This is a genomic window from Sphingomonas sp. GW821-FHT10F11 (genome assembly GCF_058809095.1).
In genome coordinates this window covers 816,500-839,853 of the sequence record NZ_JBXASH010000001.1, presented here as the reverse complement: position 1 = coordinate 839,853, position 23,354 = coordinate 816,500, and the positions used below count along the sequence as shown (strand labels likewise).

Annotated in this window: 22 protein-coding genes; 8 read left to right on the top strand and 14 right to left on the bottom strand. The window is 66.4% G+C overall.

Going from position 1 to position 23,354, the window contains the following annotated elements; all coding sequences use genetic code 11:
- Positions 1 to 17: 17 nt before the first annotated feature.
- The gene (locus AC1RT8_RS04105; RefSeq protein WP_493074304.1) at positions 18 to 1,346 is read right to left on the bottom strand and encodes a glycoside hydrolase 5 family protein; all 1,329 of its coding nucleotides are present in this window, start codon (positions 1,344 to 1,346) and stop codon (positions 18 to 20) included.
- A gap of 211 nt (positions 1,347 to 1,557) precedes the next feature.
- Between AC1RT8_RS04105 and AC1RT8_RS04100 the strand changes: the two genes are divergently transcribed.
- Positions 1,558 to 3,195 carry a hypothetical protein gene (locus tag AC1RT8_RS04100; RefSeq protein ID WP_493074303.1) on the top strand — a complete coding sequence of 546 codons (1,638 nt, stop codon included), beginning with the start codon at positions 1,558 to 1,560 and terminating at the stop codon, positions 3,193 to 3,195.
- Between the two features lie 185 nt (positions 3,196 to 3,380).
- Here the strand turns inward: AC1RT8_RS04100 and AC1RT8_RS04095 are convergent, their stop codons facing one another.
- Complete coding sequence (locus AC1RT8_RS04095; protein ID WP_493074302.1) at positions 3,381 to 4,535, bottom strand: cytochrome-c peroxidase; 1,155 nt, start codon at positions 4,533 to 4,535, stop codon at positions 3,381 to 3,383.
- Between the two features lie 134 nt (positions 4,536 to 4,669).
- Between AC1RT8_RS04095 and AC1RT8_RS04090 the strand changes: the two genes are divergently transcribed.
- From AC1RT8_RS04090 to AC1RT8_RS04080, 3 genes are all read left to right on the top strand, one after another.
- Positions 4,670 to 5,029 (top strand): ArsR/SmtB family transcription factor, encoded by a 360-nt coding sequence (locus tag AC1RT8_RS04090; RefSeq protein ID WP_493074301.1) that lies wholly within the window; start codon positions 4,670 to 4,672, stop codon positions 5,027 to 5,029.
- Entirely contained in the window at positions 5,013 to 5,525 is a 513-nt protein-coding gene (locus tag AC1RT8_RS04085; protein ID WP_493074300.1) for an SRPBCC family protein, read from the top strand. Before AC1RT8_RS04090 ends, AC1RT8_RS04085 begins: the two co-directional genes overlap by 17 nt.
- Before the next feature lie 235 nt (positions 5,526 to 5,760).
- A complete protein-coding gene (locus tag AC1RT8_RS04080) occupies positions 5,761 to 7,644 on the top strand; it encodes a methyl-accepting chemotaxis protein (protein ID WP_493074299.1) in 1,884 nt (627 codons plus the stop codon).
- A gap of 42 nt (positions 7,645 to 7,686) precedes the next feature.
- On the opposite strand, the gene AC1RT8_RS04075 is transcribed toward AC1RT8_RS04080, so the two are convergent.
- From AC1RT8_RS04075 to AC1RT8_RS04020, 12 genes are all read right to left on the bottom strand, one after another.
- Positions 7,687 to 8,232 (bottom strand): alpha/beta hydrolase, encoded by a 546-nt coding sequence (locus AC1RT8_RS04075; protein WP_493074298.1) that lies wholly within the window; start codon positions 8,230 to 8,232, stop codon positions 7,687 to 7,689.
- A gap of 35 nt (positions 8,233 to 8,267) precedes the next feature.
- Positions 8,268 to 9,080: a hypothetical protein gene (locus AC1RT8_RS04070; protein WP_493074297.1), complete on the bottom strand. Its 813-nt coding sequence runs from the start codon at positions 9,078 to 9,080 to the stop codon at positions 8,268 to 8,270.
- The gene (locus AC1RT8_RS04065; protein ID WP_493074296.1) at positions 9,077 to 9,949 is read right to left on the bottom strand and encodes a hypothetical protein; all 873 of its coding nucleotides are present in this window, start codon (positions 9,947 to 9,949) and stop codon (positions 9,077 to 9,079) included. Before AC1RT8_RS04065 ends, AC1RT8_RS04070 begins: the two co-directional genes overlap by 4 nt.
- Positions 9,946 to 11,154: a hypothetical protein gene (locus tag AC1RT8_RS04060; protein WP_493074295.1), complete on the bottom strand. Its 1,209-nt coding sequence runs from the start codon at positions 11,152 to 11,154 to the stop codon at positions 9,946 to 9,948. The genes AC1RT8_RS04065 and AC1RT8_RS04060 overlap by 4 nt, the downstream gene beginning before the upstream one ends.
- 6 nt (positions 11,155 to 11,160) lie before the next feature.
- Positions 11,161 to 11,517: a hypothetical protein gene (locus tag AC1RT8_RS04055; RefSeq protein ID WP_493074294.1), complete on the bottom strand. Its 357-nt coding sequence runs from the start codon at positions 11,515 to 11,517 to the stop codon at positions 11,161 to 11,163.
- Positions 11,518 to 11,765: 248 nt separating this feature from the next.
- Positions 11,766 to 12,158, bottom strand: a complete 393-nt coding sequence (locus AC1RT8_RS04050; protein ID WP_493074677.1) for a DUF4279 domain-containing protein — start codon at positions 12,156 to 12,158, stop codon at positions 11,766 to 11,768.
- A gap of 229 nt (positions 12,159 to 12,387) precedes the next feature.
- A complete protein-coding gene (locus AC1RT8_RS04045) occupies positions 12,388 to 12,777 on the bottom strand; it encodes a cupin domain-containing protein (RefSeq protein WP_493074293.1) in 390 nt (129 codons plus the stop codon).
- A gap of 61 nt (positions 12,778 to 12,838) precedes the next feature.
- Entirely contained in the window at positions 12,839 to 13,654 is an 816-nt protein-coding gene (locus AC1RT8_RS04040) for a hypothetical protein (RefSeq protein WP_493074292.1), read from the bottom strand.
- A gap of 235 nt (positions 13,655 to 13,889) precedes the next feature.
- Positions 13,890 to 14,702 carry a hypothetical protein gene (locus AC1RT8_RS04035; RefSeq protein ID WP_493074291.1) on the bottom strand — a complete coding sequence of 271 codons (813 nt, stop codon included), beginning with the start codon at positions 14,700 to 14,702 and terminating at the stop codon, positions 13,890 to 13,892.
- 139 nt (positions 14,703 to 14,841) lie between these two features.
- Complete coding sequence (locus AC1RT8_RS04030; protein WP_493074290.1) at positions 14,842 to 15,381, bottom strand: DUF5681 domain-containing protein; 540 nt, start codon at positions 15,379 to 15,381, stop codon at positions 14,842 to 14,844.
- A 283-nt stretch (positions 15,382 to 15,664) separates the two neighbouring features.
- Positions 15,665 to 17,077, bottom strand: coding sequence for a succinylglutamate-semialdehyde dehydrogenase (gene astD, locus AC1RT8_RS04025; RefSeq protein ID WP_493074289.1), 1,413 nt, complete (start codon positions 17,075 to 17,077; stop codon positions 15,665 to 15,667).
- 48 nt (positions 17,078 to 17,125) lie between these two features.
- Positions 17,126 to 18,496 (bottom strand): protein adenylyltransferase SelO, encoded by a 1,371-nt coding sequence (locus tag AC1RT8_RS04020; RefSeq protein ID WP_493074288.1) that lies wholly within the window; start codon positions 18,494 to 18,496, stop codon positions 17,126 to 17,128.
- A 37-nt stretch (positions 18,497 to 18,533) separates the two neighbouring features.
- On the opposite strand from AC1RT8_RS04020, the gene AC1RT8_RS04015 reads away from it, so the two are divergent.
- The 4 genes from AC1RT8_RS04015 to AC1RT8_RS04000 all read left to right on the top strand — a co-directional run bounded on the left by AC1RT8_RS04015 (position 18,534) and on the right by AC1RT8_RS04000 (position 23,299).
- A complete protein-coding gene (locus tag AC1RT8_RS04015) occupies positions 18,534 to 19,409 on the top strand; it encodes an alpha/beta fold hydrolase (RefSeq protein ID WP_493074287.1) in 876 nt (291 codons plus the stop codon).
- Between the two features lie 71 nt (positions 19,410 to 19,480).
- Entirely contained in the window at positions 19,481 to 20,596 is a 1,116-nt protein-coding gene (locus AC1RT8_RS04010; protein ID WP_493074286.1) for a glycoside hydrolase family 130 protein, read from the top strand.
- Positions 20,597 to 20,692: 96 nt separating this feature from the next.
- On the top strand, positions 20,693 to 21,829 hold the full coding sequence (locus AC1RT8_RS04005) for a glycosyltransferase (protein WP_493074285.1): 1,137 nt from the start codon (positions 20,693 to 20,695) through the stop codon (positions 21,827 to 21,829).
- A gap of 66 nt (positions 21,830 to 21,895) precedes the next feature.
- Positions 21,896 to 23,299 carry an NAD(P)H-dependent flavin oxidoreductase gene (locus tag AC1RT8_RS04000; protein ID WP_493074284.1) on the top strand — a complete coding sequence of 468 codons (1,404 nt, stop codon included), beginning with the start codon at positions 21,896 to 21,898 and terminating at the stop codon, positions 23,297 to 23,299.
- Positions 23,300 to 23,354 lie beyond the last annotated feature (55 nt).

The following is a 23,354-nucleotide window of genomic DNA, read 5'->3' as shown; positions in this document are numbered from 1 at the left end:
GGGCGCCCTTAGCGAATCTATGCCGCCGGCGTAGCTACGGCGGCGGCGTGTGCGCGGATGATCGCCCGGGTCGAGGCGTCGCTGTCGAACACGCCGTACCAACCCTGCGGCTCATGCGGTGGATCGCCAAGCCATGCCTTATCGCCGGCCATGAAGCGATGATCGGCATGCGCCGCCCGTCCTTCGCCCGACCAGGCCCAGAAATTGCTCCCGGCAACCGGGCCGCCGCGCGCGACATCGGCCTCCACCGCGCCATAGATCTGCCGGTAATAACGGTCCTTGAACGCCGTCGCCGCCGAGGGATCGTAACTGCCCCCGTCGCGCGGATAACCGAATTCCTCGATCACCAGCGGCTTGCCCAGCTCGGTGGCGATGCGGATATGCTGCGCGATATAATCGGCGACCTTGACTGCGCCGGCTTCCTCGGTACGCGCCAGGTTCGCGGCGTCGACCCAGCCCCAGTTGAGCGGCCAGATATGGCAGGTCAGATAGTCGATCTCCGGGATCGCATGCTCCGCCTTCACGATCGCCTCCCGCTCCAGCGCCCCCTTCAGCCCCTCGCTCCCGGTCGAGACGAGCTGGCGCGGCGCAAGTGACCGGATCAGCCGCGCGGTGCCCTGCACCCAGGCCTGGAAGGCGGGCAGGGCGGCCAGCCCCATTGTGTCGCTCCCGCCCGGCCGCGGCTCGTTGGCGAGTTGCCACGCCATGATCGTCGGATCGTCTGCATAGGCCGTGCCGGTGACCCGGTTGGTACGCCCGACGATCGCGCGGATGTGGCGGTGATACAGCGCGACCGCATCCGCCCGGCCGTAGAAGCGCGAGACATGGTCGGGGAATTCCGGCCAGGGGTGCGCCGGATCGCCCATGTTGATGAAGCGCCCCTGATCGACATAGCTGAGATAGGTCATCATCCCGCCCGACCATTCCCAGAAATTGGTCAGGTACAGCACCGCGCGCATGTGCCTTTTGCCCATCTCGGCCAGCAGGAAATCGAGCCCACCCAGCAGCGCCGGGTCGTACTGTCCACGCCCGTCATGCATCGCCGGCTCGACCGCGTTGAGCAAAGGCGATTTCTCCGAAGAGGCAAGCACGCGCAGATTGGTGACGCCCATCGCGACCAGCGCATCGAGTTCGCGCTTCAACCGGTCCCGGTCGCCATAAGGCGCATCGGCCCCGAGCCACGCGCCGTACCACATGTTCGCACCGGCATAGCGATAAGGCTTGCCGTCGATGGTGAAGCGCATGCCCTCGCGGCGGACGAAGCGGTCTCGGGCTTTTGCAGCCATTGCCGGTCCGGCAAGCGCGATCGCAACACCGGCGCCTACCACCTCTCTGCGCGTGAACATGACCCCTCCTGTCTATCGTTGGACAAGAAGATAACGCGGAGGTCGGGAATTGGAAGGGGCGGGGGCTGGCCACCAGCGGTTGAGGAAGCCCGGCTCCGGCAAGTCACAGGAATAGCGATATTTGATGGCTGGGGGACACAGAACCACCCAAAAGCGCCATCGGGCATAGGAAGCAGTGTATTTCGGGTGGCGGAAGGATATGCTGGCGCCCATGAGCAACGATCCTGTCCGCCCCGATCCCTTTTCTCTCACTCTGGTTTCGCGTCGCAACACGCTCGCGATGCTGTCCTCGACCGTCCTGCTCGCCGCATGCGGCGGTGGCGGCGGGTCGCTCACGCCCGCACCGAGCCCTACGCCGACCCCGACACCCGGGCCGACGCCGACCCCCGCGCCGGTGACCGGCCCTGCCTGGTTCGGCTATGGCCATGATGCGCAGCATACCGCCGTGAGCGCGATCGCGTCGCAGGATCTCGGGCGTATCGCCTGGTCGTCCGCCGTCGACCTCGCGCCGCAATACACGCCTGGCGGCGCGCTCCTCACCCATTACGGCTCGCCGGTCGTGACGACTCACAACACCGTGGTGATCCCGGTGAAGACGGCCGCCACCGGCAGCTACCGGGTCGAAGGCCGCAACGGCGCGAATGGCGTGCTGATCTGGTCGGCCACCACCGACTATGTCATGCCGCCACGCAACTGGCTGCCGCCGTACAATGTGCTTCTCACCCAGCAGGGCCGGCTCTACGCGCCCGGTGCCGGCGGCAAGCTGATGATGCGGGCCGACGCGGATGCGGCGACCGGCACTTTCGCCGCGCAGGTCTTCTTCGGTGCCGCCACCTACAACGCCAATGCCGCCGCGTTCGACGGCACTGTCTTCGTCAACACGCCGCTCACCGCGGATGCGAACGGCAATATCTTCTTCGGCTTCCACGTGACCGGCGCGAACCCGGCGGGGCTGGTGAGCGGCATCGCGCGGGTCGCGCCCGACGGCACCGGCATCTGGGTCGGCGCGGCCGCGGCGGCGACCGATCCTTCAGTCCAGAAACCCGTGATGAACTGCGCGCCGGCGATCTCGACCGACGGCACCACGGTCTATATCGCGGTGAACCGGGGCTCGACCAGCGCAACGCAGACGGGCTTCCTGCTCGCGCTCGACAGCACGACGCTCGCGACGCGTGCCAGGGTCGCGCTGACGGATCCGAACCTGCTCACTCCTGCGCGCCTCAGCGACGACGGTACGGCATCGCCGGTGATCGGCCCCGACGGCCGGGTATTCTACGGCGTGCTGGAATCGGTGTTTCCGACGCACAACGCGCGGGGCTGGCTGCTGCAGTTCGATGCCCTGCTCAATCCGGTGGGCGTTCCGGGCAGCTTCGGCTGGGACGTGTCGCCCAGCGTCATCCCCGCCTCGATGGTGCCGTCCTATGCCGGCACCTCGACCTATCTGCTCGCGCAGAAGTACAACAACTATGCCGGCGTGGGCACGGGCGACGGGCTGAACCGGATCGCCGTGCTCGACCCGAAGGCGAGCCAGACCGATGCGATCGCGCCGGGCGTGCAGGTGATGCGCGAAGTGCTGACGATCCTCGGGCCGACGCTGGACGGCACCACGGCCACGTCGCGGCGCGAATGGTGCATCAACACCATGGCCGCGGATCCGGCGCGCAAGTCGATCCTCGCCAACAACGAGGACGGCGTGCTCTACCGCTGGGACCTCACGACGAACACGCTGTCGCAGAATGTGCGGCTCAACGCCGGACTGGGGCAAGCCTATACGCCGACGCTGGTGGGCGCCGATGGCGCTGTCTACGCGATCAGCAACGCGACGCTGTATTCGATCCGCGCCACGTAGAGTCACGTCCGATCGACTCTGACCGTCACCCCGGACTTGTTCCGGGGTCCACAGTGCAGCAAGCCAAAGGCTGATAGCTGTGCGGCGCAGTGGATGCTGGAACAAGTCCGGCATGACGTTAGGCCCTGACCGCATTCGACTCTAGAGTTCGGCGCGATCGCGATGCCTCACCCTGAGCGGACGCTTCACCGGCGAAACGGGTCGCTGAAGCGCGCATCCGTCGTTAGCGCGCCGTCGTTCAGCGTCATCAGGAAGGCGACAAGCGCCGCCCGGTCCGCCGCGCCGAGATTCAGGCGCTGCGGCCTGCGGCCCCGGCGCAGGCGCGGATCGAGCGCTGGGCCCTCCTGAATGCCATGGTCGTAGAAGTCGACGACCTCCGCCAGAGTCACGAACCGGCCGTCATGCATATAAGGCCCGGTCAGTCCGACGCTCCGCAGCGACGGCGCCTTGAACAAGCGTGTCTCGCCGGCGTCCAGGCCGTTGCTCCGCGCATCGGCCGCCAGGGCGAAGGTCGGGGGGAGGTGGCAGGAGGAGCAGCCGGCGCCTCCCTGCGCGCGCGCCGTCATGAACAGCTGCCGGCCACGATTTTCCGCCGGCGTGAAATTGGGCAGGTCGACGTCCAGCGCGCGGTTCGGCCGGGTGGGCGAGAAGACCTGCGCATAGCCCGTGTCCCACCGGCTCGAACTCGAGACCATCGCGCGCACGAACTGGGCGAGCGCCTGCTGGATACGCGGTTCGGTGATCGCGGAGCTGCCGAACGCCCAGGCGAACAGATCCGGATAATAGGTCGTCTTGCCCATCTTCCGTATCAGGGCGTCGAAGCCGCCCGCCGCGCCGCCCCAGCCCAGTTCGACCAGGCTGTGGAACGGGTGGCTCGCCTGCGCCTCAACGCTGGCCGCGCGCCTGTCCCAGAACATTGAGCCCGGCTTCCAGTAACGGAGATTGCCCAGCCGCATCGCGTGGAAGTCGGTGGTGGCGGCGCTGCTGATCCCGTTGCTGAACCGCATCGAGTCAGTAAAACCAAATGCCTGCCGATGGCAGGAGGCGCATGAGGCCCGGTCATTGGTGCTCAGCCTCAAATCGTAGAACAGCACCCGCCCGAGCGTCGCCACCCGATCATTGGCGGGGTTGGACGCCGGGCTGTGGTCGAGCGCCGTCACCGTCCGGTCGAAATAGGCGGGAAGCGTCGGTGCGGCATAAGGGGCGACATTGGCGAAATCGATGGTGGTGCGCGCCGCGACGCCCGCGGGCGTGGCGGACCGCTTGGCGCTGCCCCCGTCGCCGCACGCCGCCAGCGTCAAGGCGCCCGCGATCAGCCATCCCATGCTCCCCAAACGCATCTTCACCCCTTTGTCCGCCGTCGATCGTACTGCCGTTCCGGCGCCGGGGCGAGCCGCGATCGCCCTGCGCGACCCCAGGGCTTGATTTCGAGGCCCTTGCGCGTCGCCGATTTGCGCGTTAAACACTGAACCATATGGTTCAGCATGTAGCCGCTCGCCTCGATGCCTCGTTCGCCGCGCTCTCGGACGCCACGAGACGCGGCGTTCTGGAGCAGCTCGGCCGCGCGGAAGCGTCGATCACGGACCTTGCCGCGAAATTCCACATGACCCTCACGGGCATGAAGAAGCATGTCGGCGTGCTGGAGCGGGCAGGCCTCGTCACGACCGAGAAGGTCGGGCGCGTGCGGACCTGCAAGCTCGGCCTGCGCGGCCTGGAGGCAGAGGCGGCATGGATCGGGAACCACCAGCGGCTCTGGGACGCGCGCTTCAACGAGCTTGACAAGGTGGTCGAGGAATTGAAACTCAAGGAGAGAGTAGATGGGTCTGAGCGGTAATGAGCCCAGCATGCAGGGCCGCACCAGGGTGGAACGGAAGTCCGACCGGGAACTGGTCGTCACGCGTACCTTCGACGCTCCCGCGCGCATCCTGTTCGAGGCCTGGACCAGGCCGGAGCTGTTCATGCGGTGGTGGGCACCCAGGTCGATGGGCGTGCCCCTGCTGTCCTGCGAGATGGACGTTCGTATCGGGGGCACATACCGTATCGCGTTCGGGCAAGATGCCGCCAGCGCCTTTGCCTTTTTCGGCAACTATATCGACGTGATCCCGGACTCGCGGATCGTCTGGACCAATGACGAGGGCGAGGACGGCGCCGTGACCACGGTGACCTTCGAGGAAAAGGACGGCAAGACGCTGCTGACCTTCCACGAACTCTACCCATCGAAAGAAGCGCTCGACGAAGCCTTTATCGGCATGGAGGGCGGGATGCCCGAGCAGCTGGAGCAGCTGGACGAGCTTCTTGCCAGCCTGGGCGCGAACGCGGGAGGATCGTAAGCGCCGACTTCACTCTCACGGTCGGTTTCAGGGAGCCGGGGGTGAACCATGGGCGGAATATGGTGACGTTGGGGGCGGATCGGGCTCAACGCACGATCCGGAAACCGATGGCCGTCGACGCTGTCGAGCGCGATGGCGATCAGTCCGTTGAGAGTGCGGATATCGCCGCTGGCCTTGGTATATTCACTTAGGTGTCTGCGGCGCGATCTTAATCAATCCGGCACAGGGTCGCGCGATGTTGACCTTCTTCAAGGCCATTCCCGTGATATCGGCCAGCCGGCGCCTGAGCAACGCGATGTTGAACCGCGTTCTGATCGGCGCGTTCGTCGTTGCGCTGGCGGGATGCGCGCTGCTCGTCAATGCGCTGGTCGGCCGGATGAACGACAATGCCGAAATCGCGCTTCACGCGACGGTCGCGGGCGCCGTCAAGGCCAGGCTGGCATCGATCGAGAAGAGCACTTTCAGCACCTCGCGCTGGAACGATGCCGCCGCCAATCTCTACGGCGCGCTGGACGAGCGCTGGGCCGTTTCCAACATCGTGATGAACGCGGCGCGGCCGGAACATATCTATGTCATCGACGAGCGCGGCACATCGCTGTTCGCGCTGCGGTGGGACAGGAAGGCGACACCGCCGCTGGCGGTGGCCGCGCCGGTCGCGATGAAGGCCTTGCTGGCGCGACTGCCGCACGACGCCGCCGCACTGGCAGCGCTTCGCAGCGGTGTCGGGATGATCGCGCGTTATGACGGGCGCGCGGCGATCATCGCTGCATCGACCATCGTGCGTGAATCGCCGGAGATCGCGCCGCCGGCGGGCGGCTTTCGCTATCTGGTCAGCGTGCGGGAGATCGATGCCGGTCTGTTGAAGGAGTGGGAGCGGACGTTCGGCATTGCCGGGCTGTCATGGCACCGCGCGCCCGCCGACGATTCCGGCAAGGCGAACCTGGCGGTCGATCCCGGCGGTTCGCCAGCCCTGGGATATCTCGATTGGCAGGCGCCGACACCCGGCCGCGACGCGATCGCCCAGCTCTGGCCGATGGCGGTGGTGGTGACATTGCTGTTCGTGCTCGCCGCGACGATCTCCACCCTGCTGGTGGCGCGGAACCGCGACGGCCTGGAATCAAGCGGTCGCGACGCACGGGAGAGCATGCGCGTGGCGGAGGAGGCGCGGCGATGCGCCGACGCCGCCCTTGCTCAGTCCCTTGGCGATCGCGAACTGGCGGCCCATCTGGCAGCCCGGGAGGTCGACGAGCAGATCCAGCATCGCGGCCAGCTCCGCGACTCCAACGCGCGCACCGCCGACCAGATCGAACAGATGGTATCGACCTTGACCGGCGACCTGATGAAGGCGGCGCGCAACCTCGAGGCCAGCGCCGACAGCACGCTGGGCAGCGTCCAGTCGCAGCACGGCCATGCGCTGCGCATCACCAACAGCTCGCGCGCGGCGGCGACCGCGATCGGGGCCGTCATGAACAGCGTCAGGGCGATGGGCGACATGCTGGGCAATGTCAGCGCGGAAACGGCGCGGACTCGGGATTCGATCCAGGATTCGGCCGATCGGTCGGCGGTGGCGCGCAATGCCAATCAGGCGATGTGCGACCAGGTCGAGATGATCGGCAAGGCGGCGAATCAGATCGCGGCGATCACGACGCGCACCCGCCTGTTGGCGCTCAACGCCACGATCGAAGCGGCGCGCGCGGGCGAGGCGGGGCGTGGCTTTGCCGTCGTCGCGGACGAGGTCAAGGCGCTCGCCACCCAGACCAACCAGCTCAATGCCACCGTCGGGGTGAGCGTTTCGAAGATGGGCATCGCGGCGCAGGCGAGCTCGGATCTGAGCGAGGGCGTCCGCCTGTCGCTCGAGGCGCTGGCGCAATCGGCGGCGGTGACGTTGCGGATCGTCAACGACCAGTGCGCGATGACCGACGAAGTCGGCCGGAATTCGCACAGCGTTGACGAACAGGCGGACACCGTGATCCAGGGCGCAGGCGCGTTCACCACGGCGCTCGACGATATTGGCGAGCAGGCCGAACTGACCCGCCGCAACGCCGGCCTGGTGCGGGACGGCGCCGAACAACTGACCGCGACGCTGACTCGGTTCGCGGCGACCTTGCGCGCTGCGTGACGGCGAGGCGCAGGTATTTCGGGGGTATTTCGGGACACTATACTAATTGTTCGCAGCACCCCACTTGATTGACCGGCGCGCCGGTGCGTTCGGTAGCCGCGCGTGCGGCGACGTCTTTCCATCGCATTGAACGGTCGAAAGACGGTCGATTCCGCCCGCGACCCTGCGCACGCCATCGGCCCCGTCGCGCTGCAATATGGCGCCGGCATCCGAAACGCCGTCGATGCTGTTGGCCCCCGGATGGTCGACGGCGACGGCCACATAGCCATGGCGTGCCAGGGCGGTGCCCAGCCAGGGCATCTGCCGGGCCGAGCCGCCAAAGCCGTGCGAGAGCAGGATCAGGGGATGGCGCGCGACATCGGCGAACGGGGCGTCCCTGGCCACCGTGCCGGCGATGAAGATCGGGGACCCGGGCGGGCCGGTGGCCACCCGAGCCTCCGGCGCCGAGGCCGGGTACCACAGGATGAGCCGCAGGGCGGCGTCGCCCCGATGGCGCGCGGCGGCCGTCGGCGAGGTGGTCACCAGGTGCCGCTCGCCCGCGGTGAACGGCTCGGCGGCGGACGCGCCCGGCGCCATCATCGCACCCATCAAGGCGAGTAGCCCGGGAAGCAGGCATCTTGGCACTACGGCGCCGTCTGGAAGAAGTGCGCCGTGGCGGCGGGATAGCCGCACCGCTCCAGCAGGGTCTGCGCGTCGGCCTTGGCATGGCCAAAGGCCTGGCGCGTCATCGCGGCGGCCTTGGCGCGGACCCGCTCGCGGAGCGTCTCGGGCGTGAAGCGGTCGAGCTGGCGCTGCACCTCGACATCGCTGATGCCCGGGCGGGCCCGCCGCAGCCGGGTCCCGAACTCGCCCCGGATCCGCTCCTGAAGCTCGAGCGACAGCTCGTCCTCGAACTGGCGCGTCGCCTCGTCCGTTGCCTCGTCATAGCTTTTGTCGAGGAAGCCGCTCTTGACGATCCATATCGCCACCTGACGGCGGCGCAGCGGTGCGTCCTTGTCCTGCAGGCAGTCGGCAAGCTTCGCGAACTCGCTATTTTCCTGCGCGACGGATTGATCGGGCGCCATCGGCGCCATCGGCGTGGGTTCGAGCGGCGGCGCCTTGAACTGGTCGAGGCAATAGGTCTCGACGTCGATCGCCGTCTCGGTCTCGCCCGCGGCGAAGCGCACCGTCACCGTTGCCGCGGTCATCAGGCGCTGCGTGCGCTCGTTCGAGGGCATCAGGATGGTCCCCGCGGGCAGTGTAAAGCTCCGCGCTTCCGATCCGCTCGTCCGCGTCACCGTCACCCGGGCGCGATCAGGCCGCTCGGCGGCTGCGATGATGGTGACGTCGCCGTCGCTGACGGCGGAGAACAGGTCTTTCCCGCCGCCGCACCCCTCCAGCCAGGCGACCGCCAGCACGAGGACGATCATGGTGATCCAGCGCGGCCTGCTTCTCATCTTGCCCCCTCGAACATGCGCTGTGTGGCGGGTGAGAGGCGGTAGAAGAGCCCCCTTTTGTGATCGAGCACGAACAGATTCTCCCCCGACAGGCGCAGCTGGCCGCCGCTGTCGTTGACGATCGACAGCGCCTCGCCGCCCACCACGGCGAAGACGCGCGACGCGGTGGCGACGAACAGCAAAGTGTCGTCGCGCGCCGCGATCGAGACGATGGGGCTGGGGTCCGCCTCCTCGGGGAGGCGGAAGACGAGCGTCTGTCCCCCGGCCGATAGCCGCACCACAGCGCGATCGCTGGCAATGAACAGCGAATCGCGTGTGTCGGATACCGATCGGATCGGCGCGTCCGCCTGCAGCAGGATGCGGTATTTGCCGTCCTCGAAGAAGCGATAGAGCCGGTGTCCCGTGCCCGAGGGCCCGAACAGATAGACCGAACCCTGTGCGGCCGACGGCGCCAGCCGGGCCCCGGCATAGGGCAACGGCACGCCCCCGACGGGCGCGCCGTCGTCGCCGAGCGTGCCGAGGAAGCCGTCGGCGATGGTGAGTAGCGAATTGTCGGCGCCGATCGCAAGGCTGTCGATCTTCGGCGAGCCCTCCGGATCGACTCGCGAGGCCGAGCCGCCGGGGGTGATCTCGATCAAGCCGTGCGGCGATCGCACGAAAGCGTCGCCGCCCGCGGCGATGCCGTAATCCGCGCCCAGCGGCCCCAGCTCCGCATAGTGCTCGGGGGCCAGCAGATAATCGATGCTCAGCCCCGCGAGATGCTCGATCGGCGTCTGCGCCCGGGCCCGCAGGAACTGCGGCGTTGCCCAGGCAGTCGCGCCGGCAAGCGCGGCGGCCAGCGTCAGCAGGATGGCGGTGCGGCGCTTCATTGCCCCTGACCGCCCGGCCGCTGGTTCCTCCCGTCCCAATCGGGATCGCCGCAGCCGGGCTTGGCGAAGCCTCCCGCGCACCGCCATTCCTCGCTCCACCGAAGCTCCTGCGCGGTCGGCCCCTGCCGGATTTCCGGCTCGGGCGGCGGCGGTGGAGGCGGGGTGGGCGTCGCCAGGCCCTGCGAGCGCCAGGTGGAACGATCCTCCTGGTCGATGACCGCCCATTGCGGGTCGGGCCCGGAAGCCGCCGGAGCAGCGGCCATCGCCGCGTGCGGCAGCGGCGACCAGTATGGCTGGATTTCCGGCGCGCGTGCGGGCGCGGCGGCCATCACGGGCTGCGGCAGCGGCACCGCGGCACGGGGCGGGATCGGCAGTGCAAGCCGCGCGGCCTCGATCCGCAGCAGCGGGCGGTAGATCGGCGTGGTGCGCTCGAAGCAATTGAGCCGGCGGCAGAGCAGGTCGAAGCCGTCGGCGCCGTCCAGGTCGAGGAACTCGTCGACGATCCTGTCGGCTGCGATGTCGTTCAGTTTTTTGGCGACGTTCTCGACCATCGCCTTCGCCGCTTCCGCGCGGTCGTCGAACCGGCTCCAGCCGTTCGCGCGCAGCTGGTTGCGCCAGCGCCCGCGTCCGTCGACGAGCCCCGCGACCCCGCGGCCATACCATCGCCCGGTCAGCCAGCGGCCGGGGCCAAGCTCGACGATCCTTCCCAGCCCCCAGGAGGCGAATTCCTTCATCGCGACGCGCGACACGGCAACGCCGAAATGGCGTTGGGTCACGCGGTACAGGAAGGCGCCCGAGTTCAGCCCCGAAGCGCTCATCCGTTCGCCGGCCTGCTTCAACCGCGCCTTCGCCGCGATCGCGCGGGGATCGGTGTTCAGATCGGCTTCTTGATCGTGCAGCGCCTTGAGCAGCAGGGCGTCAGCGTTGGTGGAGAGCACGAGCGTCCGGCGGTGTTCGTCCTCGGCATGCAGCGCCCCGTCGCCGAGCGAGGCGAGCAGGTCGGCCCCCTTCCACGTGGCGGCCGCCATCCAGCCGAGCGGGTTGGTGCTGACGGTGCCGATCAGCCCCTTGGCGACGACCTCGCGCGCTATCTTACCCGCCGGCCGGTTGGACTGCTCGACATAGAGGTCGAACCAGGGATGCGCGGTTTGCGCCACCGCCCCGCCGGGCAGCAGCGCTGCTGCGATCAGCAGGAAGCGGCGCATCCGCGTTCATTCATAGCGGCGCTGCTTCGCCACGAGCGGCAGCCGCTCGATCAACTGATCGACGGCGCGATCCGCGGCGCGATCGGTAACCGGGTCGGCCGGGACGTCGGCGGCGGCGGATGTCTCGTCAACGCTTCCCTGCGTCGTGCCGCCGGTATTTTGGTCGGGGGTCGGCGCCGGAAAGGTGCGGATCGTGCCGCCCAGGTCGGTGTTCCATACCACGCCGGAGCCTCCGGTGGGATTTCCCTGGGTTCCGCCGGGATTGATCCTCGCATCCGGCGTGCCGCTTCGCCCGCTTTGCGCGCGCCGGGTCTGCCAGGCAGCCGCCGAGGACCCGACAACCAGCATTGCCGCGAGCGCCACGACCGGAAAGACAGCCCGCATCCTCAGCACCCCCCCGTGAAGGGCAAGGCTACACCCGACCTTGTTTCATGTAAATTCGAGAGCGTGACGTCCGATCGCACCGCCCCGGCGTCAGCGCCCGCTTCTGTTGTCACAGGGGTTCCGGCAGGGGGTTCCGGCGACACCCCACTCAATTGACCAGCGCGCCGGTGCGTTCGGTAGTTAAGTGGAGTGTCACCCGAACCCGAGACCATTGGTCTACGCTACCCTCAGTCTGGTGTGCCTGGGTCATAGACATCGAAGTCAAGCGACAGGCGACGAGCGCCGAGGTCCAGCATCGACTTTGCGGACAGGCTCAGGCCTTCATTGCTTTCCTTCATGAAAACACCGCAAAAGACGTCCGCTCGAAACCGCGCGGTCAAGTCCTCCCATACGGTTAAGTCATCGCTTAAGCCGTCGAGAATTTGAGCGATTTGATTATCGAAGTCTCCTGGCTGACAATCAACGGCTTCCAGACGCCATGAGCCGCTGCGAGCGATCTTTTCCACCCCCGACTTCGTAATCCAAGTGGCTCCCTTCTTCATTCCGATCGAAGGAGGGCGGCCAAGGCGTGAAGTGATTTCGTCGGGATCGAGCTCGTCACCGAACAATCTGAGGCACATTCTTGTTTCGTATATCGCAGCCATACCGGTGCTATACCCGTCGGTACGCCGGTTATCTACCTCATGTCGGTCATCCCAAAACGCCTGCCCAGTTCCAAGGCGGCAGTTCGTTGATCCGGAATTACGGTGTACTGCCACCGCAATTCACTTCCAGCGATTTAGCGCTGCTCATCTCGACCCCGAAACCTGCCTTTCATATCACATCGCTGCAGCGCAGGGTCACAGCGGCCTACTCCAGATCCGTCTGGATCCATCTTGGGGAGTGGTGAATGTCGATCGTCTGGAGGCGGCCAGGCCCCAGATTCTTGAAGGTATGTGGTACCCCTCCTGGACCTAGAACCACCTCTCCCGCGCATGCATCAAGCGTCGTATCCCCGACAAAAAATCGTGCATGGCCCTCGATGATGATAAAGGTCTCGTCATACGGGTGCACGTGAAGACGCGGCCCGGCACCGATTTCATCCGTACCATAAGCAAGCACCGTCACCGGCCCGCCCAACGCGATCCCGTCGAGAGAGCCCCTCCACGGACCCCCTTGCGCAGGATCGAAGAGCCTGGCCTGCGATGCAGGTCGTCCATCTGCCTCAACCGTTGCGGGGTCGAAATCCTTCCGTGACATCTGTCCTCTCCTGGGTGCGACTGACCTTCATTATGCGGCCGTAGATGCTTGCAGAGTGCTATCAGCGATGGACCTTCGTCCGGTTCCCGAAACGCGCCGCGGCCAGCATATCGTAATCGACCCACCGATGCTCATAGCCGACACCACTGCGCGTTTGCTGAACGAACAATATTTGCCCACGCGGCCATTCGGCGGGCTTGCACGCGGCGAGCCGGCGCCAGTTGCAGCCCGATGGTGAGAACAGCTTGCGAAGCTGGTCGGAGGACATGGCGGATGCGAAGACGTCGATGCTCGGTTGTCGCTGGCAAACGCCTTCATTCGTTTTCAACGCAGGTGTCATCCGAAGCTTTGCCTTGGCGGTGGGCGGCCTTGAAAGCGTAAGCACCAGCGAAGCGATACGCCCCATGGTTGCGGAAGTCGGCAGCGCATAAATCATCCCGTTCGGCCAATAGCCCTTCGATGCCGTCTTCAGGGGCAGCCGCTGATATGGATAGAAGCCCGACGCCGACTGAGCCGCGTCGGGAGCATAGACCGCGGGTAGGGCGGATTCCGCCACATCGAACGTCCTGGGCGCGGTGGGCAGGCCGAGGCTCCTGCGGCGTGCAGCTTCAGAAGCGTTGGCGGTGCCGCTACCACCGGTCGCGAAGGACTCCTTCGCGCGTTGCACGGAGGAACCCAGGCGTAGCGCCGGCACCGGGATCGCAGTGCCCATCGTCGTCCCGCCCGGCCTGGCAAACTGCGTGGGGCAATCGCCGTTCGTCATGTAGGATGATGGTGGTCCTACGATCTCGGGAGGCACAGCCACAAACGCGAAGCTCGCCGGGCCCGCCATCTGGAACAGGATCACTGTGGAGACGAACGCGCCCCAGCTTCGCATATCGGTTACCCTTCATATGATCGCGTGACTGGACGACCTATCTGGCGACCGACGATCAGCCATTCGATAGCTTTCAGGCGGTTGCCAAAAGGCGAACGACCGCTTGTATCATCCTAATTCCCGAAACCAGCCATTCTGCTAGCGGCTATATGATTTGGGGGACACTATACTAAACTATCTGCAGCGCTTCAGGCCTGGCTATGCGCAAACAGGTCGGACGCAGATCGGAGCACAATCAGCGATGGGCGCTCGTGCGGGTCCCGAAACGCGCTGCGGCCAGCATGTCGTAATCGACCCAGCGATGCTCATAGCCGACACCACTGCGCGTCTTTTGAACGAACAAGACCTGCCCGCGCGGCCACTCGGTGGGCTTGCAGGAGGCTAGCTGGCGCCAGCTACACCCCGATGACGAGAACAACCTGCCGAGCTGGTCGGCCGACATGGCGGATGCGAAGACGTCGATGCTCGGTTGTCGCTGGCAAACGCCTTCATTCGTTCTTTGGGCAGTCGTGATCCGAAACTTTGCCCTGGCGGCAGGTGGCCGTGAAAGCGTAAGCGCCAGCGCAGCGATACGCCCCATGGCTGCGGAAGTCGGCTGCGCATAAATCAACCCGTTCGGCCAATAGGCTTTCGATGCCGTCTTCAGGGGCAGTCGCTGATACGGATAGAATCCCGACGCCGATTGAGCCGCGTCGGGAGCATAGACTGTGGGGAGCGCGGATCCCGCAACATCGAACGTCCTGGGCGCGGTGGGCAGGCCAAGACTCCTGCGGCGCGCAAATTCAGCTGCGTTGGCGGTGCCGCTACCGCCGGTCGCGAAAGAGTCCTTCGCGCGTTGCACAAAGGAACCCAGGCGTAGCGCCGGCACCGGGATCGCCGTCCCCGTCTTCGTCCCGCCCGGCCTGGCAATCTGCGTGGGGCAATCGACGTTCGCCATGTAGGAGGGTGGGCCCACGAACTCGGGAAGCACAGCCATTCTCGCGAAGCTCGCCGGGCCGGTCATCTGCAACAGGATAAATGCGGAGACGAACGCGCGCCAGCTTCGCATATCAATTGCCCTTCACATGATCGCGTGATTGGAAGACCTTATCTGTGGTTCCGGTGACACTCCACTCAATAGATCTCCGTGTCAGCGTGTACGGTAGTAAAGTGGAGTGTCACCGCACGCGGTGGCCATGGATCTCGGATCAGGCCCCCTCGTCCCCATCCCCAACATCCCGGATCACCACCGACCCCGACCGAGAATCGATCAAAATCTCCTCGGCATAGGGATCATAATCGCCTTCCCCGTCGCGTTCCCACCGCTTCACTTCCCATTCCTTGTCGGCGCGCTCGGCGACATTGAAGATCGCCAGCTGCGCGCGCTTCTGCTGTGCCTCGGCTTCCTGCACCAGTGCTGCCCAGCGGCGTTGCGCGCTCGGATTGCCGTTCAGCGCCGCGGCGCCGATCGCGCGGAGCACGGCCTGGTTCATCGTCATGTGGATCACGCTGTCGCCGTCGCGCACCTCGACCATGCGGTACGCTTCCTCGAGGATCAGCTGCCGCGTCGGCTCGGTCGCCCCGCGCAGCCGGTCGCCCGGCGCCCCGGATCGGCGCGGCCGGCCCGCCGGATTGCCCGATCGCCCTGGCTGGAACTGATATTCGACCGGGGGCTTGTCCCGCTCCGCGCGCTTGCTCCCGCTCGCGGCATCAGCTGGTTTCTTCGATTCAATGTTCTGTCGCGTCATGTCATCGTCCCCTGAATGAAGGATCGCAGCATGAGACCAGTTTCTGCCGGATATTTGAATCGACGCGCCCTGTTCGGTGCCGGGCCGTGCCCTGTTCCGCGATTTTTCTGCCCTGTTATGCCGGAACAGGGCGGATGCCAGCTATGTATCTGAGATATGAGAATAATATATCCAACAAAGTTGGAGATAACAGGGCAGAAAAAAATCGGCGCCCTGTTCTGCCCTGTTCCTGGCCGATAACAGGGCGCGGCGCCGCCTCGGCCCGCGCCGCCAGGGGGCCGCCTCAGCCCTCGCGCAACCCCACCCCGATCGAAGCACGCGCCTGGTCCGCCTCGTTCGACACGACCGGATACGCAGCATAATCCGCAGCATAAAAGGCGCTGGGCCGGTGATTGCCCGACCAGCCGATCCCGCCGAACGGCGCTTTCGACGAGGCGCCGTTGGTCGGCTTGTTCCAGTTGACGATGCCGGCACGGGCATTGGCCCAGAACCGGTCGTAGAGCTTCGGGTCCTGGCTGAGCAGCGAGGCGGACAGGCCGTAGCGCGTGTTGTTCGCCTCGGCGAGCGCCTCGTCGAAGGTCTTGGCGCGGATCACCTGAAGGATCGGGCCGAACAGCTCGATATCGGGCCGCTCGCGCATCTCGGTCGTGTCGATCAGCGCGGGGATCAGGAAGGGCCGCCCCTCGACCACGCGTTCGAGATGCCGGATCGGCCGCCCGCCGCGCATCATCAGCTCGAGGAAGCTCTCGGTCAGCATGTCGGCCGCTTCATTGTCGATCACCGGCCCCATGAAGGGCGCGGGCGTCGCATGCGGCTCGCCGACGATCAGGCGGCCGACGAGCCTGTTCACGGCATCGATCAGCGGGTCGTACAGCCGCTCGTCGACGATCAGCCGGCGCGCCGCGGTGCAGCGCTGGCCGGCGGTGGTGAAGGCGGACTGGACGATGACGATCGCCGCGCTGTGGATGTCGGGCGTGTCCCAGGCGATGATCGGGTTGTTGCCGCCCATCTCCAGCGCCAGGATCTTCTCCGGCCGGTTGGCGAAGGCGCGGTGGAGCGAGACGCCGGCATGCGCGGAGCCGGTGAAGAGCAGGCCGTCGATGCCGTCATGGATGGCCAGCGCCTTGCCCTCGGCCGGCCCGCCGATCAGCACGCGGATGCACCCTTCCGGCACCCCGCCGGCATGGAAGCACTCGACCAGGAAGGCGCCGACCGCGGGCGTCTTCTCCGACGGTTTGAACACCACGGCATTGCCCGCCAGCAACGCGGGCAAAATGTGCCCGCAGGGCAGATGCGCCGGGAAATTATACGGGCCGAGCACCGCCAGCACGCCGTGCGGCTTGTGCCGCAGCGCCATGCGCGATCCCATCGGCGCGTCGAGCCGGCGCTGCGCGGTGCGCTCGGCATAAGCGGTGACCGAGATATCGACCCGGGCGATCACCGATTCGACCTCGGTCCGCGATTCCCACAGCGGCTTGCCGGTCTCGCGGGCGATCAGGTCGGCAAGGGGGTCGGCCTTGGCGCGCACCACATTGGCGAAGCGGCGCAGCGTCTCGATGCGATAGGCGAGCGGGCGGGCGGCCCATTCGGCCCAGCTCGCCCGGGCCATCGCCACCTCGGCATCGACGTCGCCGATCTCGCGCCGCCACAGGATCGCGCCGGTTGCGGGTTCAGTCGAAACGATCTCGGATGCCATATTGCGTTCGGTCTTGCCCTAGTTTGCCGGCGAATTCCACTGATCCGCTCAGCCGGCCGACAGCGCGTCACCCATTTCGCGTATCGCGGCGATCTTGGCGTTGAAGACGGACCAGTCGTCGCGTTCATCGATCGTCGACCAGATCGATTCCACCTCGTCGATCAGCATCGAACAGGGCGCGCCGCGCCAATAGGCATGGCTGCGATCGCCGCGCGCCTGATAGGAGCCGAGGATCGCGCGTACCTCGTCGAACGCCGCGTCATAGCTGTCGGGCAGCGCCCCGCCAAAGGCGTCGAAGAAGAACCGGTCGATCGACTCATTCCCGCTGCGCAGGGCGCGCTCGACTGCCTGCACCACGGCGCGGTCGCTCTCCGGATCGCGCGGCACGATGCCCAGCCGCCACAGGATCGCGGTCGATACCGCCGGCTGATACTGCTCGCCGAACCGCTCCAGCACCTCGATCAGTGGTTCCGCCGCGCTGATCAGCCGCAGCGAGACGGCAAGCTGCATCGCGTCCCAGTGGATCGCTTCGGGCTGCCGCCCAAAGGCATAGAGCCCGGCATGGTCGAAATAGGCGGCCGTGAAGCCCGGGTCCCAGGTCGGAGCGAAACGCCATGGGCCGTAGTCGAAGCTCTCGCCGGTCACGTTGATATTGTCGCTGTTGAGCACGCCGTGCACGAAGCCTGCCGCCATATAACTCGCCGCCAGCCGCGTCGTGCGCCCGACGACATGGTCGAGCAGCCGGACGGGCGCGTCATCGCCCGCTTCCTCCCCATAATAATGGCGCAACACATAAGCGGTCAGGCGGCGGATGCCGTCCTCGTCGCGGCCATAGGCCAGCCGCTGAAACGTCCCGATCCGGATATGCCCATGGCTCAGCCGCACCAGCACTGCGGAGCGGGTAGGGGAGGGCTCGTCGCCGCGCTCCAGCGCTTCGCCGGTCTCGATCAGCGAGAAGCTGCGCGACGTCCCCACGCCCAGCGCCTCGAGCATCTCGGTCGCCAGCACCTCGCGCACGCCGCCCTTCAAGGTCAGCCGCCCGTCGCCGAACCGGCTCCACGGCGTCTGGCCCGATCCCTTGGTGCCCAAATCCATCAGCCGCCCGCGATCGTCGCGCAACTGCGCGAACAGGAAACCCCTGCCGTCGCCGATATCGGGATTGTACACGCGGAACTGGTGCCCGTGATAGCGCAGCGCCAATGGCTGGCTCAGGCTGCCCTCCAGCGGCTGGAACCGCCCGAAATGCGCGATCCATTCGGTATCGCTCAGCCCCTCGAGTCCCAGGCTCGCCGCGGCCCGGTCGTTGCGGAAGCGCAGCCGGGTTTCCGGGAAATCGGCGGCGTCGACCGGGTCGTAGAATCCGTCCCCCAGCTCCAGAATTGCGGTTTCGGGCCGATATGCTTGCGGGGGGCGGGTCATCCGGCGATATGGGAGGCGCAAACCGCAGGATGCAACCATGTCGGCGTATGAAAATCGTTACTGGTGGTCGAACGACGGCCTGCGGCTTCACTATCGCGATTATCCCGGGCGGGAAGATCGCCCGCTGATCCTGTGCCTGCCGGGCCTGACCCGCAATGCGCGCGATTTCGAGGATCTGGCCGCCCGGCTGTCGCCCGAATGGCGCGTGATCGCGGTCGATCTGCGCGGGCGCGGCGAAAGCGCCTATGCTAAGGACCCGATGACCTATGTCCCGCTGACCTATGTCCAGGATGTCGAGGGGCTGCTCGGCGAGCTCGGCGTGTCCTCCTACATCGCGTTCGGCACGTCGCTCGGCGGCATCGTCACCATGCTGCTCGCCGGTACGGCGCGGGAGAAGATCGTGGGCGCGCTGCTCAACGATGTGGGGCCGGAGATCGAGGCGGCCGGCCTGTCGCGCATCCGCACCTATGTCGGCAAGTCGAACACCTGGCCGACCTGGATGCACGCCGCGCGCGCCGTGGCGGAGGCCAATGCGGACGTCTATCCGGCCTATGAGATCGAGGACTGGCTGGCCATGGCCAAGCGGCTCTACCGGCTCAACAGCTCGGGGAGGATCGTGCTCGACTACGATATGAAGATCGCCGAGCCGTTCCGGGTCCCCGGCAATGAGGCCGGGCCGGACATGTGGAGCGCGCTCGGCCAGCTGAAGCAGGTACCGACCCTGATCGTGCGGGGCGGCCGTTCGGACGTGCTGGGGGCGCGGACGGCCGAACGCATGGTGGCCACGCTGGACGACGCGGAACTGGTGACGGTCGAGGGGGTAGGCCACACGCCGACGCTCGACGAGCCCGAGGCGATCGCGGCGATCGGGCGCCTGCTCGATCGCACGACGAGGGAACCGGCCACTGCCTGAGCGCGTCTTCCTCCCATATCCGCGAGAGACCCCATGCTCATGACGATCGTGCCCCGCATAGAGGCTGAAGAATGACCTTTTCCTTCGATCGCCTCGTCTTCGCACCCACCGACGTGGACCTGTCGCGTTCGCCGCTCGCCGGCAAGCTCGGCGCCGAGACCTATGTGCTTGGCGCGTTCAATCCCGGCATGACCCGGCTTCCCAACGGCAATTTGCTGCTCATGGTCCGCGTGGCGGAGGCGCTGCGCACGCCGATCGCCGACGGGCATATCCATGCCATTCGCAGCGACGGCGACGGCTATGTGCTCGATGCCTGGCCGCTCGATTTCGTCGATACCTCCGATCCGCGCAAGTTCATGATGCGCGGCGGCGGCTGGAAGGTGATGGCGCTGACCTCGCTGTCCTGGCTGCTCCCGGTCGAGCTGTCCGCCGACGGCCGTGGTGTCGTCATGGTGCATTACGACCGCGCGATCACGCCGCGCGCGCCGTACCAATGCTATGGCGTCGAGGATGCGCGGATCAGCAAGGTCGGCGACCGCTATCTGATGACGACCTGCTCGGTCAGCCCGGAACGCCATTCGACCACGCTCTACAGCTCCGAAGATGCGGTGGAGTGGGTGCTCGAAGGCATCGTGCTCGATCATCAGAACAAGGACATGCTGATCTTCGAAGGCCTGATCGGCGGCAAGCACTGGGCGCAGACCCGTCCGCTCGGCGATCTCTATTTCGCCTATCCGCCCGGCGCCGAATGGCGGGCCGGGCCGTCGATCAACCTCGCCACCTCCCCCGACGCGCTGCACTGGAAGCCGCATGACCATCCCGGCATCCGCCCGCATTCGGCGACCATGGCGACCGCGCGCATGGGTGGCGGCACGCCCCCGATCCTGACCGATGACGGGTGGCTCAGCCTGTGGCACGGCGTGGAGCCGCTCGGCGTGGTCGGCATCTACCGCACCTATTGGTCGCTGCTCGACCGCGACGATCCGTCGCAGGTGATCCGCACCAGCCACGCTCCGCTGATCGAGCCGGCGCCCGCACTGACCGAGCCGCTCAAGAACCTGATGTACCTCGACAATGTGGTGTTCACGACCGGCATCGCCGATGCGGGCGATCATTATATCGTGGCGAGCGGCGAGGCTGACCTGGCCTGCCGCATCACGCATGTGCCGAAGACTGCGTTCGCCTGATCCCCTTCTTCTGATCCCCCTCCCGCTTGCGGGAGGGGAGTAGGACGAGCGGCAGGTAATGACGCACCAATCATTTCCCGCTAACGCACCCTCCCGATGCCGCAGCCCGTCAACATCCTGCACCTCCATTCGACCTTCAGCCTGGGCGGCAAGGAGGCGCGGGCGGTCCGCCTGATGAACGCGTTCGGCGATCGTGCGCGCCACACCATCGTCTCGGGCATGCCCGACCAGCTCGGCGCACGCGACGCCATCGCGGCCGGCATCATCTACGAGATCGCGCAGAACCCGCCGCCGCTCACCGGCAAACCCTCGGTCTCGCGCTACGAGGCACTGGCGAAGTTCATGCGCCGCTTCGACCTCGTGCTCACATACAACTGGGGCGCGGTCGACGGGGTGATGGCGCGGCGCGTCTTCTCGAAAGCCATGCCGCCGCTGGTCCATCACGAGGACGGCTTCAACGCCGACGAGGCTGGCGGGCTGAAGATCGAGCGCAACATGTATCGCCGCCTCGCGCTGCCGGCGGCGCACGCCCTGGTCGTGCCGTCGCAGACGCTGGAGAAGATCGCCGAGCGTAGCTGGAAGCAGCCCGCGAACCGTCTCCACCGCATCCCCAACGGCATCGACACCGCGCTCTATGCGGGCAAGCCGGATCCGAAGGCGATCCCCGGCTTCCGCCGCAAGCCTGGCGAAGTGGTGATCGGCACGCTTGCCGGCCTGCGCGAGGTCAAGGATCTGCCCGCCCTGGTCCGGGCAACCGGCGGCGTTTCCGCCCGCGTGCGGCTGGTGATCGTCGGCGAAGGGCCGGAACGCGAGCGGATCATGGATACCGCCGAGGCGATGGGCATGGAGGATCGCCTCCATCTGCCCGGCTTTTTGCCCGATCCGCACCGCTATATCGGCCTGTTCGACATCCTCGCTTTGTCGTCGAAGAGCGAGCAATTCCCTATCGCGGTGATCGAGGGCATGGCCGCCGGCCTGCCGATCGTGGCGCCCAAGGTCGGCGATATCCCCCACATGGTCGCGCCCGAGAATGAGGCGTATATTGTCGATCGCGGCGAGGTCCGGTTGCGGGACTCGCTCCAGGCGTTAGCCGGGTGCGCGCCGGCCGCGCGCGCCTTTGTCGGGTCCCGAAACAGGGCAAAGGCCGTGGCCGACTATGATGAGGCCGTGATGATCGCCCGCTACACCGCGCTTTACGAAGAGGCGATGGGCAGGCCAGGGGCTCTCGGCTGAGTCGCAATTTTCTCGCTAAGCGCAACCCAGGCGCTATATCGAACGTATGTTAAGATTGGAGGTCGTGTGTTCAAAGGTCTGAAGCCCATCATCTATAACGGTCAGGAAGTCTGGCCGCTGGTGGAGGGTGGAAAAGGCGTTGCCGCGACCAACCACGCATCAGCGGGTGCATGGGCGGCAGCCGGCGGAATCGGCACCGTGTCCGCCGTGAACGCCGACAGCTACGACCCCGAAGGCAAGATCATTCCGCAGGTCTACCGCGCGCTCAATCGCCGCGAGCGGCACGAGGAATTGATCGACTATGCGATCGAGGGCGCCGTGCAGCAGGTCAAGCGCGCGTTCGACATCGCCGGCGGCAAGGGCGCGATCAACATCAACGTGTTGTGGGAAATGGGCGGTGCCCAGCGCATCCTGCACGGCGTGCTTGAACGGACCCGCGGCATGGTCGCTGGAGTCACCTGCGGTGCCGGCATGCCGTACAAGCTGTCCGAGATTGCTGCGTCCTACAACGTCAACTACCTGCCGATCATCAGCTCCGGCCGTGCGTTCCGCGCCTTGTGGAAGCGGGCCTATTCCAAGGCGGCCGACTGGCTCGCCGCGGTGGTCTACGAGGATCCCTGGCTCGCCGGCGGCCATAACGGCCTGTCCAATGCCGAGGACCCGCTGAAGCCCGAGGATCCCTATCCCCGCGTCAAGGCGCTGCGCGAGACGATGCGGGAGGGCGGCATTTCGGACGATGTGCCGATCATCATGGCCGGCGGCGTCTGGTATCTGCGCGACTGGAACAACTGGATCGACAATCCTGAGCTCGGCAGCATCGCCTTCCAGTTCGGCACGCGCCCGTTGCTGACCCAGGAAAGCCCGATCCCGGAAGGCTGGAAAGCCAAGCTCACCGATATCGAGGAAGGCGAGGTCCTGCTTCACCGCTTTTCACCGACCGGCTTCTATTCCAGCGCGGTGCGTAATCCCTTCCTGCGCGCGCTCGAGGCGCGATCAGAGCGTCAGATCGCCTTCTCCACCCAGGAAGCCGGCGACCATGTCTTCCAGCTCGACGTGGGCGTGAAGGGCAAGAATTTCTGGGTGACCCGCAATGATCTGCTGCGCGCGCGGCAGTGGTTCGGCGAAGGCTTCACCGACGCGCTCAAGACCCCGGACAACACACTCGTCTTTGTCACGCCCGAGGAAAAGGGCGTGATCCGCAAGGATCAGGCCGATTGCATGGGCTGCCTCAGCCAGTGCGCCTTCTCGTCCTGGGCCGACAGCGAGACCAACTCGACCGGCCGCCTTGCCGATCCGCGCAGCTTCTGCATCCAGAAGACGCTGCAGGACATCGCCCATGGCGGGCCGATCGAACAGAACCTGATGTTCGCCGGGCACGGCGCCTATAATTTCAAGAAGGACCCGTTCTACTCGAACGGCTTCGTGCCGACGGTAAAGCAGCTCGTCGACCGGATTCTGACCGGCGATTGATGGTATCGGGGGCGCTCTGCCTGCAATATTGACGCAGGTGGCCCCTCCCTCGTAA

Excerpts from the sequence above, each read along its gene's own strand:
- AC1RT8_RS04105 (WP_493074304.1), bottom strand. The coding sequence starts at position 1,346 with ATGTTCACGCGCAGAGAGGTGGTAGGCGCCGGTGTTGCGATCGCGCTT.
- AC1RT8_RS04100 (WP_493074303.1), top strand. The coding sequence starts at position 1,558 with ATGAGCAACGATCCTGTCCGCCCCGATCCCTTTTCTCTCACTCTGGTT.
- AC1RT8_RS04095 (WP_493074302.1), bottom strand. The coding sequence starts at position 4,535 with ATGCGTTTGGGGAGCATGGGATGGCTGATCGCGGGCGCCTTGACGCTG.
- AC1RT8_RS04090 (WP_493074301.1), top strand. The coding sequence starts at position 4,670 with ATGGTTCAGCATGTAGCCGCTCGCCTCGATGCCTCGTTCGCCGCGCTC.
- AC1RT8_RS04085 (WP_493074300.1), top strand. The coding sequence starts at position 5,013 with ATGGGTCTGAGCGGTAATGAGCCCAGCATGCAGGGCCGCACCAGGGTG.
- AC1RT8_RS04080 (WP_493074299.1), top strand. The coding sequence starts at position 5,761 with ATGTTGACCTTCTTCAAGGCCATTCCCGTGATATCGGCCAGCCGGCGC.
- AC1RT8_RS04075 (WP_493074298.1), bottom strand. The coding sequence starts at position 8,232 with ATGGGTGCGATGATGGCGCCGGGCGCGTCCGCCGCCGAGCCGTTCACC.
- AC1RT8_RS04070 (WP_493074297.1), bottom strand. The coding sequence starts at position 9,080 with ATGAGAAGCAGGCCGCGCTGGATCACCATGATCGTCCTCGTGCTGGCG.
- AC1RT8_RS04065 (WP_493074296.1), bottom strand. The coding sequence starts at position 9,949 with ATGAAGCGCCGCACCGCCATCCTGCTGACGCTGGCCGCCGCGCTTGCC.
- AC1RT8_RS04060 (WP_493074295.1), bottom strand. The coding sequence starts at position 11,154 with ATGCGCCGCTTCCTGCTGATCGCAGCAGCGCTGCTGCCCGGCGGGGCG.
- AC1RT8_RS04050 (WP_493074677.1), bottom strand. The coding sequence starts at position 12,158 with ATGTGCCTCAGATTGTTCGGTGACGAGCTCGATCCCGACGAAATCACT.
- AC1RT8_RS04045 (WP_493074293.1), bottom strand. The coding sequence starts at position 12,777 with ATGTCACGGAAGGATTTCGACCCCGCAACGGTTGAGGCAGATGGACGA.
- AC1RT8_RS04040 (WP_493074292.1), bottom strand. The coding sequence starts at position 13,654 with ATGCGAAGCTGGGGCGCGTTCGTCTCCACAGTGATCCTGTTCCAGATG.
- AC1RT8_RS04035 (WP_493074291.1), bottom strand. The coding sequence starts at position 14,702 with ATGCGAAGCTGGCGCGCGTTCGTCTCCGCATTTATCCTGTTGCAGATG.
- AC1RT8_RS04030 (WP_493074290.1), bottom strand. The coding sequence starts at position 15,381 with ATGACGCGACAGAACATTGAATCGAAGAAACCAGCTGATGCCGCGAGC.
- astD (WP_493074289.1), bottom strand. The coding sequence starts at position 17,077 with ATGGCATCCGAGATCGTTTCGACTGAACCCGCAACCGGCGCGATCCTG.
- AC1RT8_RS04020 (WP_493074288.1), bottom strand. The coding sequence starts at position 18,496 with ATGACCCGCCCCCCGCAAGCATATCGGCCCGAAACCGCAATTCTGGAG.
- AC1RT8_RS04015 (WP_493074287.1), top strand. The coding sequence starts at position 18,534 with ATGTCGGCGTATGAAAATCGTTACTGGTGGTCGAACGACGGCCTGCGG.
- AC1RT8_RS04010 (WP_493074286.1), top strand. The coding sequence starts at position 19,481 with ATGACCTTTTCCTTCGATCGCCTCGTCTTCGCACCCACCGACGTGGAC.
- AC1RT8_RS04005 (WP_493074285.1), top strand. The coding sequence starts at position 20,693 with ATGCCGCAGCCCGTCAACATCCTGCACCTCCATTCGACCTTCAGCCTG.